We start from the raw sequence: 13,678 nt of genomic DNA on the forward strand, positions 1-13,678 counted from the left end.
TACCACTGGCCAGGATTGACGGTGAAGTCCTCGAGCGACTTCTTACCCAGCAGATGTTCCTTCGACAGTGGTGGTCGGTCGTATGGCAGCTGTTCTTCGGCACCGATCACGGTGACGGACCCGTCGAAATCGTTGTCCCGCAGTGCTTCCGCGAGTTTCGCGGCGGCCAGCCCGCCGCCGACGATGACGAAGTGACGATCAGAGGTCATTGCGGACTCCTTGTCTGAAAGGGAACCGGACTCCTGCGTCTCAACCCTACTGTGACCAGCGGCGGCGTTGTCCGGAAAACGGCGCGGGAACGAATTGCGTACCGGCGTGGTTGGCCGAAATAGCGACGCGTAGAGACCGGCGCTGTTCGACTATGAGGAGGAAGCGACTCGTGAGCACTGACAAGGATGTTGCCGATTTCTGGTTCGACCCGCTGTGCCCCTGGTGCTGGATAACCTCGCGCTGGATCATCGAGGTCGAGCAGGTCCGCGATATCGAGGTCCGATTCCACGTGATGAGCCTGGCGGTGCTCAACGAGGGTCGCGACGGCATACCCGACGGATACAAGGAGCTGCTCGCCACCGGTTGGGGGCCGGTCCGGGTCGCTATCGCCGCCGCGCAGCAGCACGGTGACAAGGTGCTCGCACCGCTGTATACCGCGATGGGCACCCGCATCCACAACCGGCGCGACGAGTACGTACAGGACTCGCGCGCGGAAAAACTCACCGCGGTGATCGCGGATTCCCTCGCCGAAGTCGGTCTGCCCGCCACGCTGGCCGAGGCGGCCGAGAGCACCGACTACGACGATGCGCTGCGCCAGAGCCACCATGAAGGCATGGACATGGTCGGCCCCGATGTCGGCACCCCGACGATTCACATCAATGGCGCCGCATTCTTCGGCCCGGTGCTTTCGCGGATCCCCCGCGGCGAACAGGCTGGGAAGCTGTGGGACGCCGCGGTGACCCTGGCGGGCTACCCACACTTTTACGAACTCAAGCGCACCCGTACCGAGGACCCGTCCTTCGACTAGCGGTTGCGAGTCGCGACCGGATGCGCCGATCACCGGCGGCGGAGTCGGGCGATGGAGGGGCGAAAGCCATTGTCAGGCGACGGGTTTCGGCGGCAACGCCGGAACCTCGCCGTATCCGGTCGGGTAGCCGCCCGCCGGTGGCGCACCGGCGGGACGGATCGGGCGCAGGAACATGCGCCCGTGCCTGCTGCGGTCGCGCAGTGCCCACATGCGCCAGGTCAGCACCGGATGCGAGGACATCGCGTTGACCGCCCACACGAAGAAGCCCTTCTCCGCCGCCGCCCGATCGGCCATCTCGTCGAAGCCGACGAGAGTGTTCATGTACTTGCCCGCGGCCAGGGTGCCCATCGCCGCTCGCGCGCCGGTATGCCGGTAGCAGAAGCCGTGGTTGTCGGCGGTGTACTCCTGCGCGCGGATCAGTGAACTGCCCAGGATCGGCATGAACGGCGCCAGGTACATGCCGAGCTGCCGCCAATAGGACACATGCCCGGCGGCGATATGCCCGACCTCGTGACCGATGATGAACGCCAGCGCGTCTGGTTCCCGTGCCGCACCGCCGATTTCGAACAGGTCGCTGTACACCGCGACAAAACGCCGGAATCCGTGTCCGGAGGCGAAGGCGTTGATCTGCCCGTTGCCGAGCAGCACGTACGCGTCGGGGACCTTCTTCATACCGAACCTGGCCGCCGCCTCGACCACCATCTGATACCCCTCGGGAAACTGCGTCGGCGACATCTTGACGCCATTGACCCGCAGGCCCGCGAAGGTCTGTCCGCGAATGAACCACACCAGCAATGGCGCGGCGAGCAGCGCGAGGATGTATTCGTTGATGGTGCCCGTCGCCGCGAGCAGGATCGCGAGCAAGAACCCGACAACGGTGATCATCACAACCACGATCAGCAGCGGGATCTCCCAAAGGTGCCGGGCGGGCATGCCGAACGGGGACAGTCCGCGCGGCAGGCTCTGCGGCGGGCTCATCGGTGGCGCCGGTGGGCCGCCGTAGGGCGAAGGCCGATAGGGCGTATTGCCATAGGGGGCCGTGCCATACGGCGGTGCGGGAAAGGGCGGTGCGGGGTAGGACGGTGCGGGGTAGGACGGCGCGGGGTAGGACGGCGCGGGGTAGGACGGCGCGGGGTAGGACGGCGCGGGGTAGGACGGCGCGGGGTAGGACTCAGCAGGATTCGGCGCAGCGGGGTCCGGTGTCGCGGGCGCGTCCTGAGTCTGGTCCCGGCCGGCCTGCTGGGCGTACGGGTCGAGCGGCTGGCCCGTCTGCTGGTGCGGCTTGGAGTCGTGCGGCTGCATGGAACGAACTCTATTCAGTCGCGATGTCCCCTGTCGTAGGGCGCCGGAGACGGCCTGACACAATCGCTGCCATGCGCGTATACCTGGGTGCCGACCATGCTGGTTTCGAACTGAAGAATCTCGTCAAGGCTCATCTGGAACAGGCGGGCCATCAGGCCGTCGATTGTGGCGCCCTCGAATACGATGCTCTCGACGATTATCCCGCGTTCTGCATCGAGGCGGCGCGGCGCACCGTCGCCGATCCGGGCAGCCTCGGGCTCGTATTCGGTGGCAGCGGAAACGGTGAGCAGATCGCCGCGAACAAGGTGGAAGGTGCGCGCTGCGCCCTGGCCTGGAGCGTGGAGACCGCGAAGCTGGCCCGCGAACACAACAACGCCCAGCTGATCGGCATCGGCGGCCGCATGCACTCCACCGAGGAAGCGCTCGCCATCGTCGACGCCTTCCTCGCCACCCCGTGGTCCGGTGAGGCTCGCCATCAGCGCCGCATCGACATCCTCGCGGAGTACGAGAAGACCGGCGTCGCGCCCGCTTTGCCCGCGAACTGACGTTATCGGGGTCGTAATCCGCTGTGCCTGAAGGACATACGCTGCACCGTCTCGCGCGGCTGCATCAGCGGCGCTTCGCAGGCGGTGTGGTGCGAGTGTCGAGCCCGCAGGGCAAGTTCGCCGCCGGAGCCGCGCGGGTCGACGGGCAGGTGTTGGTGCGGGCCGAGGCGTGGGGTAAGCACCTGCTGCACCACTACGATTCGGGGCTGGTCGTCCACGTTCATCTGGGGTTGTACGGAAAGTTCTTCGACGCGCCCATGCCGATGGGTGAGCCGGTCGGTGAGGTTCGGATGCGGCTGTTCGGGGACGGTTCGGCCGCCGAGCCCGGCTACGGCACCGACCTGCGCGGCCCCACCGCGTGCGAGGTGTACACCGACCCGGAAGTGGCGGCCCTGACCGAGCGGCTCGGCCCCGATCCGTTGCGTCGCGGCTCCGATCCCGATCGAGCCTGGCAGCGAATTCACCGCTCGCGCAGGCCGATCGGTGCTCTGCTGATGGACCAGCGGGTGGTCGCCGGGGTGGGCAATGTCTACCGCGCGGAACTGCTGTTCCGGCACGGCATTTCGCCACAGCGGCCCGGAACCGCGCTGACCGCCGACGAGTGGGCGGCGATGTGGAGCGACCTCGTAGCGCTCATGCGGGTCGGTGTACGGGTCGGCAAGATGGTCGTGGTGCGGCCCGAGGACGATCACGGCGAACCTTCCTATGCGGCGGACCGGCCACGCACCTATGTCTACCGCCGCCCCGGTTCGGCCTGCCGGATCTGCGGCACGACGGTCGCACACACCGTCCTCGAGGGGCGAAACCTGTTCTGGTGCCCCAGCTGTCAGCCTCCAGCTGGCTGACCTCCGGTAGGCAGCGGCTTGCCGGCGCGGCGTTGGGCCGCAGTTCGGTCACGGCGAGTCGCACGTTTCTGGAATCGCACGTGCGCGCCCGCGTATCCGCGCTACCGAACGTGACGATATGTGCGGGCCCGCATCGATCGGCGAACACGTGAAGCCGCCGACGACCAGCAGCGATGGGTGACCTAACGGCCGAGAGCGACGCTGGGGGTGGCGCGTCGCCCTCAGCCCGCCACCGCGGTTTCGATATCCGGTTCCTTCGGCTCGGCGGGCGCGAAACGCTTGCCGCCCGCGGTTTTCGCCGCGTACATCGCGCGGTCGGCCCGCCGTAGCAGGTCGGTGAAATCGCATGGGGTGCCCGGCGCGCAGTAGGCGGTTCCGACACTCGCCGACACCGGGACCGGCCCCGCCGTCGACCACACCGGGTCGCGCAGCGCGCCGACGATCTGGTGTGCCAAATCGTCGAGGTTGTTCTGGTCGGGATTGATAGCGAGTACGAACTCGTCGCCGCCGTAGCGGCAGATCACCGTGTCGGGCGGACAGATCTCGCGCAGCCTGCGGGCGAGCTCCACGAGCACCTCGTCGCCGACCGCGTGCCCGAAGCCGTCGTTGATCTGTTTGAACCGGTCGAGGTCGATCAGCAGCAGGCCGACCCCACGGGCCGGGTCGGTCGCCATCAGCTTCACCCGATCCTGGAGCAGGGTGCGATTGGCCAGATCGGTGAGTGCGTCGTGGGTCGCCTCGTGCCGCAATCGATGCTGCAAAGCGGCGATCTCCTGGACGCGCAGCGATACTGCGGCCGAAATATGTTGCTCCTGCTGGGCGAGCGCCCGTTCCTGCAACGCCTGGGCATAGCTGTCGATGGCCTGACTCGCGACCAACGGCCAGCGGGTGGCGACCAGCGATCCCGGTGTGCCCGCGAGAAAACCGAGTAGCCAACGGGTGGCCTGCGCCAGCATCCTGGTCCGTTCGAATGGCGCTTCCACCAGTCGTGCGCCGAGCTTTCGTGCGGCGGGCACCGGGAAGGGCTCGGACTCGGCCAAATGGAGCAGTTGTTCGATGATCTCGACGAGTACCGGTTCCAGCTGTTTCGGTGCGGCGTGTGAGCCGGGCTCGGCGCAGACAGCATGCGCCCACGCCCTGGCCATCCTTACTACCTCGGTCGACATCGCACTCACCCGGCACAGGTCCGGTCGGTACCCCGGTGCCGTGTGCCCGCACCGGCGCCGGTGCGGCCCCGATCGTCCCCACTGCTACGCGGTTGGGTCCACCTAGCTTGGTGCACGCTCACCGCCCCCTTTCCAGGTACCCCCGTCCGGCAAAAAGGATCCTAGCAAGCCACTCGGCTTCGAAATACGTCGTTTTACAACGTGTTCGCGAACCCTCGCGAATGGCGATCGGGTATGACATCGCTCAGGAGGCCGAGACGTTACATATCAATTTTCATTCGCTGAGAAGTCGCGGACCGGAACGCCGAGGGCGCGCCGGGAAGGGGGAAACGGGTGCGGCATCCCGCTGGAATCGACTGTTGTTACCCGCTGATTGGCGTTTCCGAAGCGAGGTTCGGTACAGTCGGTGCGCACGCGACATCGTGGCGATCCCATCGGTGTCGTTTGCCTGCGGGTGTAGTTCAATGGTAGAACCTCAGCCTTCCAAGCTGATGGTGCGGGTTCGATTCCCGTCACCCGCTCCACCGAAAAACAGTCACTGACCAGCGCCGGAGCAACATCCGGCCAATCAGCTCAAACGGCTAGTGTAGCCAAATGTGTAGCCAACACACCCTCTCTCGCACCGCTGCCGAGCCCTTACGGTTCGAGAGATGCGGGGGAGTTGCTGCGGTGGGAGCACGACTACCAGCAGCACGGATATCTACCGCATGTCGATAGCGACAACGCTACGGATGCCGGCTACCTCTACGCCCGCATCCAGGAAGCGCTCGCGCTCGCTGCCGAGTACGGGGCGTCTGAGGGCGATCGTCTAGCCGAGCTGAACGCACTGAAGGTTCGGATCGAGGAACTCGGTAGAGAGCTCCGGTTCCACAGTGCCGACGCCAGAGCCTTCCTGGAAACCCTCCGAGGTGTCGTGCCCGACCTTCAATGGGTCTGTGGGGGTACCTTCTGCGTCTTCGCCGACGACGAGGACGCCGCACTAGCGGCAGCGACCCGCCTACGCCTGCCCGAGATGGCCCCATACCGCAGCGGTCGCGTGTGGCGCGGTGAGATCGAGGGCTGGCCCGTCTCCGTCTACGGACCCGCATGACCATCGACAGCCCCGAAGCGCTCGACGCCCTACCCGTCGGCGCGATCATCTCCGATCACGGTCGGCTGGCCGCGAAATCCTCGGTCGGTGCGTGGATCTACGGCGACGGGGAGGCGTGGCAGCCCAGGCTACCGGTCACCCTCCTCGGCGTCGACGTCCTGTAACCCCGCAGTTTCTCGCCGGGCGCAGGGGGACGCCCGGAGTTCGAGTCACCCCCGTCTATCCAACACACACAACAGGAGTATGTCCGTGACCGGACCGCAGTACCCACAGCAGCCACAGCAGCCCTACGGCCAGCCCTACCCGCAGCCGCCACGCAAGAAGAGCAAGGCATGGTTGCTCGCCCTGCTCATCCCCGTCGCCGTGTGTGGCCTCGGCGGTGGATGCGTCGCCCTCGTCGCGAACAGCGGGGACGAGCCGACAGTCGTGGCATCCGGAGCGGCGGCACCGACGCCCAACTCCCGCAACGCCATCGCCCCTGCGGGCACCGAGGTGCGCGACGGCAAGTTCGCGTTCATCGTCACCTCGATCGACGCGCCCGTTCCGACTGTCGGAACCAATCAGTACATGCAGCAGACCGCGCAGGGCGAGTACGTCCAGATTCACGTCACCGTGACCAACATCGGCACCGAAGCACGCAGCTTCTACGGCGGCAGCCAGAAACTCACCGACGAGCAGGGCCGCGAGTTCGGCAACGACAGCGGGGCCGAGATGAACGTCAACCCGCACCTGTCCACGGACATCAACCCAGGCAACCAGATTGACGCGATCCTCGTGTTCGACGTGCCCGCCGGCGCGGTTCCCGCATCGCTCGAGCTGCACGACTCCATGTTTTCCGGCGGCGCGAAAGTCGCTCTGCGCTAGCGACACTCCCTGTCAATTCATTCACCGACAACCCCATCTATCAGCAAGGAACCGAATCATCATGCGCACCACCATCGCTACCGCCCTGCTCGCCATCGCCGCCACCGGCATCATGTCTGGCACCGCGGGCGCCGCCCCTACCCCGACAGTCCCGGAGACAGTGCAGGGCAACACCGCCGGTGTCGGCTACACCGTCGCCCGCGACGGCGCGAAGGTCATCACCACCCTTACCGGGGGCACATTCCGGACCGCCGAGGACGGCGTGGACGTGCTCGACCAGGGCGGCCGGATCGTCGCCCATCTCCCGATGCGCGTGGCGGTCGAGAACTACGACCTCGCGCTCACTCCGCACGTCGAAGGCGCGAAGCTCATCGCAGACGCACACGCCGAGGAGATCGGGTCGTGGCGACTCACCTCCCCGTGGCAGCGCAGCATCGAGGCCGGCATCGGCATCGGCGGCCTCACCGGCGCGCTCGCCGGGGCGTTCGTGGGCATGGTGATCGGCATCCTCGCCGGAGGAATCCTCGTGCCCATCACCCTGCCCATCGGGCTCATCGTCGGCCTGCTTGGTGGCATGGCCGTCGGCGGGGCAGCTGGGGCCAGCATCCCGAACTCGCAGACCCCGGATCAGTGGGACTACCAGCAGGAGTGCGATGGCAGCGGCGAATACCGCTTCTGCTGGTAACCCGAAACCCCAACCTCAAGAGGAGATGGCACCGCCCCGGAATCCGCGACATTGGAGTCTGGGGCGGTTTGCCGTGCATCCCCCGGGAGGTGTTGGCGGTCCAGACACGGCATGGGTCGTAACGAGCGGCCTAGATTCTCCGAATCACCATGCGTAGCCACCGGAACACCGGTACGTTCCGGTGGCCTTGACTTTTCATTCAGGGGGTAGTTCCCAAGGTGTCCTCTATCGCCAATAATGAGGCTATGACGATCGGCCAATTTCCAAGGGAAGGGGGTGAAACATGGCATTCCCGGTCGATCTGACATGCGCCTTGACGGGGGCTACCCCCGGCCAGCTGTCACGATGGCGGCGATCACCAGGCGCGCTACTCAACCCAGAGGTAAGTCAGGCCCCTCGGGTTCTCTACTCATTCCGCGACGTGCTTGCGCTGCGCACGATGGTCTACCTGCGGACCCAGGTTTCTCTCCAGCGAATACGGAAGGCATTCCATTCGTTGGCGGGTATGGATCTCACTGATCACCCCTCGCGGTATCGACTCGTATCGGACGGTGACTCGGTATACCTCGTGGATGAGGAAGGCCAGGCAATGGACCTCGTGAGAAGACCCGGCCAGAGGGTGATCGCGGAGCTGGACGAGGTCTTCGCGCCATTCCGCAACTTCAACGACGATCCGGTTGTCGACTTCCTGCATCCGCGGCAGAGGCTTGAGGTTCGCGAGGGTCGGATGGGTGGCTGGCCGACGGTCAGCGGCACTCGTGTCCCTTATGACACCGTGGCTGGCTTGCAGCGCGGAGAGCACGGGATAAGCGCGCAAGACGTGAACCGGTTCTACCCGGACGTGTCCACTGACGCAGCTCTCGATGCAATCAGCTTCGACGAGCAGGTAAAGTCCGCGTGAGATTCTTCCTGGATAACAATGAGACAGACGCGATTTTGCCGGTGCTGAAATTGGTGTTCCATGAGCACGAATTCCGGACGGCGGCCGAGGAAAAGCTCCAGGACGCCCTCGACATTCCACTGTTCTACGAGCTGAGATCGCGCACGTTCGATGCGATTGTCACGCGCGATAAGAACCAGCTGTCCAGGGCCGATGAGAAAGCCGCACTTCGAGAGAGCGGGTTGCATTGGATCGGACACCGGGACCCGAATACCGAAGGAATCAACATCATCACGTCACTGACCGCCGGTTATCTGAGCGCGTTCCCGCATATCCTCAAACACCTCGAACGCCGCCCGGAACCGACAGCCTTCCATGTCAAGGCTGTCGAGCGGAGCCCCGGGCAGAGAGTAGCGATCCGCCCGCTCTGACTCTCAACCAACGGGCACGGGCTTCCTATGGAGTCCAGGGCCGGTCGACGGCCGGACGGGGCATCGACTCCACACCTGCAACGTGTGCGATGGGGTGGTGTACACGCCACCCCTCAACGATCAGTGCGTGTGTAACACCCGACCGAGGTCGCATAGTCGTGGCTCCGCCCCGGCGGGTACCACGCAGTACGCGCAACGCTGACCCCCCTGACTGGCGCAGCAGTCGGGGGCTGCGCCCAAACCCGCCCGGACTCATCGAGTCCGGGCGGGTTTGTGTTGTTCATGTCGTCGGCTAGTCGCGCGCTGCGCCTGTCGGCCACACGACATCGACGGCAATCCCTTGGGAGCGCGCAAGTTCAACAACCGTCCCCGTTCCGCCGCGCTCGCTAATCTGTCCATCCCAGACCGCCACCAGACGATCGGACGAATCGAGCAACGCTGCGTTCGCCGCCTCGTACGCTTCGCGACCAGCCTCAGAGAACCCCATCGCCCTCACCACCGCAGCCCTAGCGATGAGCTCATCGAACAACTCACGATGATCCGGCTTAACCTTCTGCTCTCGATAGTTCGACGTCGGCAAGATCACTTCCAGTCGTCCACCAAGATCGAGAACAACCCGCGCAAAGACCGAATCCGCGCCGCGCGCAATACAACTCACGCCAACCAAGTCCGGCTGCCCCGCCAGTCGCTTGGCGATCTCGCTGTAGACGAGCCCCTCGGTCTCCGCCGTGATATTCATATGCCCGGTAACGGCGACCCGCATCAACCACTCCTATGTGCTCACCAGCGGGCGCAGTCGGTCACGCAGCTCAGCGACCGCAGCAACATCCTTCACCCGCCCTGTGCGTTTGAAGACCTTCGAGGCCTTGACCCGCACCCGATCAGATTGGGTCTGCTCGACCATAGCCAACGCATCATGACCCACCCGGCAAGCCTCATCGACTTCGCCCTCGATGATGCGCGCCTCAGCCAACCCGAGACGGTCCAGCGCTCCGCTCCGGAACCGGTCCGGCCGACGCAACTCGATTGCCGCACTTATGTGCTCGGCCGCCTCCGCTGCGAACATCGGAGTATGGCGCGCCATCTCCAGCAGTCGACCGCCGATGGTCCCCGCCAACTCTGCCGCATCGAAGTAGTGCACCCAGAACGGGTCCGCTGCGGGGTCGCTGTCGGAGAACCGCTCCCTTGCCTTGTCGCAGGCTCGGCGGAACGCGGAGGGACGTCCCAGCTGCCCGTACGCCCACGCCTCCCGCGTATACAGCATCGCCTCCACCGTCGGCGTCAACGCACCCCGTCCACGATCATGGGCGATACGAATCAACTCCAGTGCATCCCCCGCTGCGGCGGACCCGTCAAGGCTCAGCAACTGCCGCGCCATACCCGCGATGGAGTACGCGCAGAACGCGGGATCTTCACCCCGGCTCGCTGCCCGTGCCGAGAGGGCGTAGTACTGCTGCGCCATCGACTGCTGCCCCGAGTCCCAGCTCATCGTTGCCGCGGTTTCCGCCAGCTGCGCCATCACCAGCCACAGCCGCTGCTCAACCCTGATCGGCTGGCGGTCACGCAAGATGTCGTTCACTTCGGCCAGTTGGCCGACGACTGCTTTGCGTCGCAGTCCACCACCGAGCCGGTCATCCCAGTCACGGAAGGCGCGCGCCACGTTTTCCAGTTGCTCGACATCGTGCAACCCCAGCCCCGCTGGCTGGCCGGGGGTCGACGACTGGTCTTCAAAGAACAGCCAGCGCTCGACGTTCTCCAATAGGCCAGCTCCGAGCGCGACGCCTATCAACGCCTGGCTAGCTTGGCGGCGGTCCACCATCAGATCCTTCCGGGTCAATTCCGCGGCAGCGTCGACACAATCTGCGGAATCGTCCGCAGACCACGCCACCACGGCTGTCGTGGGACCGGATGCCCGACCTGTTGCCACCTCGAACCGCGCCACCTCTTGCGGCGTGGCTCGAGTCAGGACGATGTCCATGATCTGAGCGAATTCCTCGGACAGAGTCAGCAAGGCTCCCCGCTGCACCCACTTCTTGATCGTGGGCTGCTTGATGCCAGTGACCTCAGCGAATTTCCTTTGCGAGATCCCCAGCGCTTTACGGAGTTCCGTGGCGTCTGCACCGGTCCACTTGACCTGCGTACCCATTCGTTTCCTCTGATGGGAGATCCGATAGCCGGACGGTATCCCACGGTATCCCACGGTGTACCGCTTTCGCCTGTCTGCGGGGCAGGTCGTGACGCGATGGTTGTTGAGCCACCCGGAGTCTGGTCCCCGACCCAAACGCCGGGTGGCCTCCAACCACACACACGGACCACACGCAGGGGTAACAGCCAATGCCCGCAACACCATTGCCGCAACGAATGCCGTTCAGCGGCCCGTCGCCCGTAGGGCGTTTCACGGCGTCGCTCCCGATCATGGAACGCGTCGCTGACGCGCTGCGTAATTGGCCCGAGTCTTCCCAGAGCCGGGGTGAGCTTGACTCCTCCGGCTCTGGGAATCACCAAGGGGCTTGTGATGCCGCTTAGCCAATCGCAGGCCATCATGCTCGGCGCACTGTCGGGTCTGGAACCCACACAGGCACTGACGGTTCGAGAGCTGGCGACACGACTGGATCGGTCGCCGCGATCGGTACGGGATGTGGTTGCCTCGCTCGCGGTGATCGGCCTCACGTCACGATCGCAGCGTCCGCCGTTCCACTGGCGGATCACCGCTCGTGGTCGACTCGCGCTCCGCGCTCCCGGCTACCGCGAGTATCTGCCCGGCTACCGCGAGTGTCTGAGCGAGGTCCGGTAATGACTCCGATAGATGCGTTACTGGCGAAGCTCGATTGCAGCAACACCACGTGGCCAACGGTCAGTGTCGCCAATGCGCATCACACGATGCAGGTGCACCTGGATTGCCTGGTCGGCGAATGCCGCGCCAAGACAGCCGCTTTCAAGCATTTGGAATCGGAGCATCGTCTGGTGCGGGATACCGGCCGCACCCGATGACCGACGACCCCGAGTACGGCGGATACGTCCAGGACGCTGACGGGTCGTGGTCGGTCCTCTACGAGGACGGACGGTCTATCCCGGTCGAGCTGGCAGGACCCGCTGCGGAAGCAGCAGTGCTGCGGCTGACTGGGGCACAACGTCCGCGCCGCCTGAAGGTGGTGCGGGTGACCGAGCGAGACAACAACACAGAGGAGGTGACACCGATGGTTGATGTATTGGGGCCAGGCCCTGACGGAAGCGCTGGCGATAACTGGAACGAAGACCCGCGAGAAGACCGCGCGGACGACTGACGTAGACGACGAAATCGCCCCGCTGGAACCCATTTCGGGATCCAGCGGGGCGATTTTTCGTTCATGCTCTGGCGTGTCGCGAATTGAGGGTGCACGATATTGCACGCGCGACAGCTCTCGTCGGGGGGAGTTGCCCGTCCGGGACCGCGCGCATCTACCTCACCAGGGGAATCAATGCTCAGAAAGTTCACCGCCGCCACGATTGCTATCGCTGCGGCGCTTGCTGTGTTCGCTCCAACAGCAAGTGCGGTTGACCCGAACAGCCCCGAAGGGGCAGTACTAGGGATCCTGCAAGGTTTCGGTGGCGCATTCGGTAGCTCGAATCCCAATACGCCGTCGCCCGGTAGGCCGCAAAGCCGCCTGTACCCCGACTTCGAATCCTGCAACAGGGAAGCGAACCGGCTTCGGCGGCCAGGCGTCACCGCAGAGTGCAGCCCAGTCGGTGGGGCGAGTGGCCAATACCAGCTGATCTACATCCCGCGCTGAGCTAAAGCAACGCCGCGGCAACTCGTCGCTGTTCCGCGGTCGTGATCTGGGTGCGGTCCTCGGCGCCGATAATCACCGTGCGGTCCTCCGCAGTGATGTACAGGGTGCGTTCGGCCGGCGTGATCGGGTCTGGGGCGCCGAGGATCTGAGCGCGCGCAATCAGGGTTGCTGTCACGATCGTGGATTGCGTGCCTTGATGCAGCACGCCCACCATGTCGGCTGTGAGACTGGCTGTCGCGGTAGCGGATGCGTCGGTGCGTGTGGTGCGTGTAGCGCCAGCGGTAACCGTGGCTGCGACAGCGAGCGCACCGTTGACGGTTTTCACGCCCGCCGCTGTACGCACTGCGGTCGCGGTGCGCGTCGCGGTTGCGGCGGTCGCCGCTGCCGCGAATGTGCCCATGCCAGCGGTGAGCGCAGCTGTAGCGACGGTCCCTGCGGCTTGCGCGGGCCGGGTGGATAGGGCGATGGCCGTCAATGTTGCTGTGGCCATGGTGCTGCCCGTAGCGGGTGTGGTGCGCAGTGCCGCGGCTGGTGTTGTGGCGGTGACCGGTGTGGCCGTGTCCGCGTAGGTGACTCGAGATACTGCCGCTGTCGGTGCCGCGGTGGCAGTCAGGGCGGTGGTGACGTTCGCGCTGCGTTGCGCGGTCGCGGTGCGTTGCGCAGTCGCGGTCGTGGCGCCGTCAACGGCTTGCCCTGCGAGACCAGTTGTCACCGTGGTCGCGGTGACGACAGTCGGTGCGGCCCCTACCGATCCGGACCACGCTGCGGTGCCGGTGAGTCCCGCCGTGACGGCGGTTGCCGCGCTGATGGCGGTGGAGAGTGCGGCGCTGGCGGTGAGGGTGGCCGCCGCTGTTGTTGTTGTGGCATCGCTCGACGTGATGCGTTGCGCGACTGCTGTCATTGCGGCCGTCGCGGCCACCGTGGCGGCGACGTTCGCGGTGCGCTGTCCGACAGCCGTGAGGGTGGCCGTCGCGGATAAAGCGACATCGGCCAGGATCGGCGCGCGACCCAACGGGCCGATAGTCGAGCTGTAGTTGCTGGCGGGGCGACCCCTACCGATGCGGGACATACGTCACCACCTC

Annotated in this window: 18 protein-coding genes and 1 tRNA gene; 13 read left to right on the top strand and 6 right to left on the bottom strand. The window is 65.5% G+C overall.

Features of this window, described 5'->3' with window-relative positions:
* The coding region (locus LKE06_RS26590) for an FAD-dependent oxidoreductase (RefSeq protein WP_228002109.1) at positions 1–209 on the bottom strand (209 nt) is incomplete at its 3' end.
* 170 nt (positions 210–379) lie between these two features.
* On the opposite strand from LKE06_RS26590, the gene LKE06_RS26595 reads away from it, so the two are divergent.
* Positions 380–1,018: a mycothiol-dependent nitroreductase Rv2466c family protein gene (locus LKE06_RS26595; protein ID WP_308188358.1), complete on the top strand. Its 639-nt coding sequence runs from the start codon at positions 380–382 to the stop codon at positions 1,016–1,018.
* Positions 1,019–1,090: 72 nt separating this feature from the next.
* Here LKE06_RS26595 and LKE06_RS26600 read toward each other — a convergent pair whose 3' ends face one another.
* Positions 1,091–2,320 (bottom strand): M48 family metallopeptidase, encoded by a 1,230-nt coding sequence (locus tag LKE06_RS26600; protein ID WP_308188359.1) that lies wholly within the window; start codon positions 2,318–2,320, stop codon positions 1,091–1,093.
* Positions 2,321–2,391: 71 nt separating this feature from the next.
* On the opposite strand from LKE06_RS26600, the gene LKE06_RS26605 reads away from it, so the two are divergent.
* Positions 2,392–2,865, top strand: a complete 474-nt coding sequence (locus tag LKE06_RS26605) for a ribose-5-phosphate isomerase (protein ID WP_227999200.1) — start codon at positions 2,392–2,394, stop codon at positions 2,863–2,865.
* Positions 2,866–2,888: 23 nt separating this feature from the next.
* Positions 2,889–3,710 carry an Fpg/Nei family DNA glycosylase gene (locus LKE06_RS26610; protein WP_227999201.1) on the top strand — a complete coding sequence of 274 codons (822 nt, stop codon included), beginning with the start codon at positions 2,889–2,891 and terminating at the stop codon, positions 3,708–3,710.
* Positions 3,711–3,931: 221 nt separating this feature from the next.
* On the opposite strand, the gene LKE06_RS26615 is transcribed toward LKE06_RS26610, so the two are convergent.
* On the bottom strand, positions 3,932–4,876 hold the full coding sequence (locus LKE06_RS26615) for a GGDEF domain-containing protein (protein WP_227999202.1): 945 nt from the start codon (positions 4,874–4,876) through the stop codon (positions 3,932–3,934).
* A 450-nt stretch (positions 4,877–5,326) separates the two neighbouring features.
* On the opposite strand from LKE06_RS26615, the gene LKE06_RS26620 reads away from it, so the two are divergent.
* From LKE06_RS26620 to LKE06_RS26650, 7 genes are all read left to right on the top strand, one after another.
* Positions 5,327–5,400: transfer RNA gene (locus LKE06_RS26620), tRNA-Gly, on the top strand.
* Between the two features lie 137 nt (positions 5,401–5,537).
* Positions 5,538–5,966 carry a hypothetical protein gene (locus LKE06_RS26625; protein ID WP_228002110.1) on the top strand — a complete coding sequence of 143 codons (429 nt, stop codon included), beginning with the start codon at positions 5,538–5,540 and terminating at the stop codon, positions 5,964–5,966.
* Entirely contained in the window at positions 5,963–6,130 is a 168-nt protein-coding gene (locus tag LKE06_RS26630; protein WP_228002111.1) for a hypothetical protein, read from the top strand. Before LKE06_RS26625 ends, LKE06_RS26630 begins: the two co-directional genes overlap by 4 nt.
* Before the next feature lie 85 nt (positions 6,131–6,215).
* Positions 6,216–6,830 (top strand): DUF4352 domain-containing protein, encoded by a 615-nt coding sequence (locus LKE06_RS26635; RefSeq protein WP_228002112.1) that lies wholly within the window; start codon positions 6,216–6,218, stop codon positions 6,828–6,830.
* 61 nt (positions 6,831–6,891) lie between these two features.
* Positions 6,892–7,515: a DUF8020 domain-containing protein gene (locus LKE06_RS26640; protein ID WP_228002113.1), complete on the top strand. Its 624-nt coding sequence runs from the start codon at positions 6,892–6,894 to the stop codon at positions 7,513–7,515.
* 505 nt (positions 7,516–8,020) lie between these two features.
* Positions 8,021–8,416, top strand: a complete 396-nt coding sequence (locus LKE06_RS26645; RefSeq protein WP_228002114.1) for a DUF433 domain-containing protein — start codon at positions 8,021–8,023, stop codon at positions 8,414–8,416.
* On the top strand, positions 8,413–8,826 hold the full coding sequence (locus LKE06_RS26650; protein ID WP_228002115.1) for a PIN-like domain-containing protein: 414 nt from the start codon (positions 8,413–8,415) through the stop codon (positions 8,824–8,826). The genes LKE06_RS26645 and LKE06_RS26650 overlap by 4 nt, the downstream gene beginning before the upstream one ends.
* A 292-nt stretch (positions 8,827–9,118) precedes the next feature.
* Here LKE06_RS26650 and LKE06_RS26655 read toward each other — a convergent pair whose 3' ends face one another.
* Complete coding sequence (locus LKE06_RS26655; RefSeq protein ID WP_228002116.1) at positions 9,119–9,589, bottom strand: hypothetical protein; 471 nt, start codon at positions 9,587–9,589, stop codon at positions 9,119–9,121.
* 9 nt (positions 9,590–9,598) lie between these two features.
* On the bottom strand, positions 9,599–10,972 hold the full coding sequence (locus LKE06_RS26660; RefSeq protein WP_228002117.1) for a helix-turn-helix domain-containing protein: 1,374 nt from the start codon (positions 10,970–10,972) through the stop codon (positions 9,599–9,601).
* Between the two features lie 369 nt (positions 10,973–11,341).
* Here LKE06_RS26660 and LKE06_RS26665 point away from each other — a divergent pair, with 369 nt between their 5' ends.
* The 3 genes from LKE06_RS26665 to LKE06_RS26675 are packed head-to-tail and all read left to right on the top strand — an operon-like array spanning position 11,342 to position 12,110.
* A complete protein-coding gene (locus tag LKE06_RS26665) occupies positions 11,342–11,620 on the top strand; it encodes a hypothetical protein (protein ID WP_228002118.1) in 279 nt (92 codons plus the stop codon).
* Positions 11,620–11,817: a hypothetical protein gene (locus LKE06_RS26670; protein WP_228002119.1), complete on the top strand. Its 198-nt coding sequence runs from the start codon at positions 11,620–11,622 to the stop codon at positions 11,815–11,817. Before LKE06_RS26665 ends, LKE06_RS26670 begins: the two co-directional genes overlap by 1 nt.
* Positions 11,814–12,110, top strand: a complete 297-nt coding sequence (locus LKE06_RS26675; RefSeq protein ID WP_228002120.1) for a hypothetical protein — start codon at positions 11,814–11,816, stop codon at positions 12,108–12,110. The genes LKE06_RS26670 and LKE06_RS26675 overlap by 4 nt, the downstream gene beginning before the upstream one ends.
* A gap of 487 nt (positions 12,111–12,597) precedes the next feature.
* On the opposite strand, the gene LKE06_RS26680 is transcribed toward LKE06_RS26675, so the two are convergent.
* A complete protein-coding gene (locus LKE06_RS26680) occupies positions 12,598–13,665 on the bottom strand; it encodes a hypothetical protein (protein WP_228002121.1) in 1,068 nt (355 codons plus the stop codon).
* Between the last annotated feature and the right edge of the window lie 13 nt (positions 13,666–13,678).

It is taken from the genome of Nocardia australiensis (genome assembly GCF_020733705.1).
Taxonomy (GTDB): Bacteria; Actinomycetota; Actinomycetes; order Mycobacteriales; family Mycobacteriaceae; genus Nocardia; species Nocardia australiensis.

Excerpts from the sequence above, each read along its gene's own strand:
- LKE06_RS26600 (WP_308188359.1), bottom strand. The coding sequence starts at position 2,320 with ATGCAGCCGCACGACTCCAAGCCGCACCAGCAGACGGGCCAGCCGCTC.
- LKE06_RS26605 (WP_227999200.1), top strand. The coding sequence starts at position 2,392 with ATGCGCGTATACCTGGGTGCCGACCATGCTGGTTTCGAACTGAAGAAT.
- LKE06_RS26615 (WP_227999202.1), bottom strand. The coding sequence starts at position 4,876 with ATGTCGACCGAGGTAGTAAGGATGGCCAGGGCGTGGGCGCATGCTGTC.
- LKE06_RS26630 (WP_228002111.1), top strand. The coding sequence starts at position 5,963 with ATGACCATCGACAGCCCCGAAGCGCTCGACGCCCTACCCGTCGGCGCG.
- LKE06_RS26640 (WP_228002113.1), top strand. The coding sequence starts at position 6,892 with ATGCGCACCACCATCGCTACCGCCCTGCTCGCCATCGCCGCCACCGGC.
- LKE06_RS26645 (WP_228002114.1), top strand. The coding sequence starts at position 8,021 with ATGGATCTCACTGATCACCCCTCGCGGTATCGACTCGTATCGGACGGT.
- LKE06_RS26655 (WP_228002116.1), bottom strand. The coding sequence starts at position 9,589 with ATGCGGGTCGCCGTTACCGGGCATATGAATATCACGGCGGAGACCGAG.
- LKE06_RS26660 (WP_228002117.1), bottom strand. The coding sequence starts at position 10,972 with ATGGGTACGCAGGTCAAGTGGACCGGTGCAGACGCCACGGAACTCCGT.
- LKE06_RS26665 (WP_228002118.1), top strand. The coding sequence starts at position 11,342 with ATGCCGCTTAGCCAATCGCAGGCCATCATGCTCGGCGCACTGTCGGGT.
- LKE06_RS26670 (WP_228002119.1), top strand. The coding sequence starts at position 11,620 with ATGACTCCGATAGATGCGTTACTGGCGAAGCTCGATTGCAGCAACACC.
- LKE06_RS26675 (WP_228002120.1), top strand. The coding sequence starts at position 11,814 with ATGACCGACGACCCCGAGTACGGCGGATACGTCCAGGACGCTGACGGG.
- LKE06_RS26680 (WP_228002121.1), bottom strand. The coding sequence starts at position 13,665 with ATGTCCCGCATCGGTAGGGGTCGCCCCGCCAGCAACTACAGCTCGACT.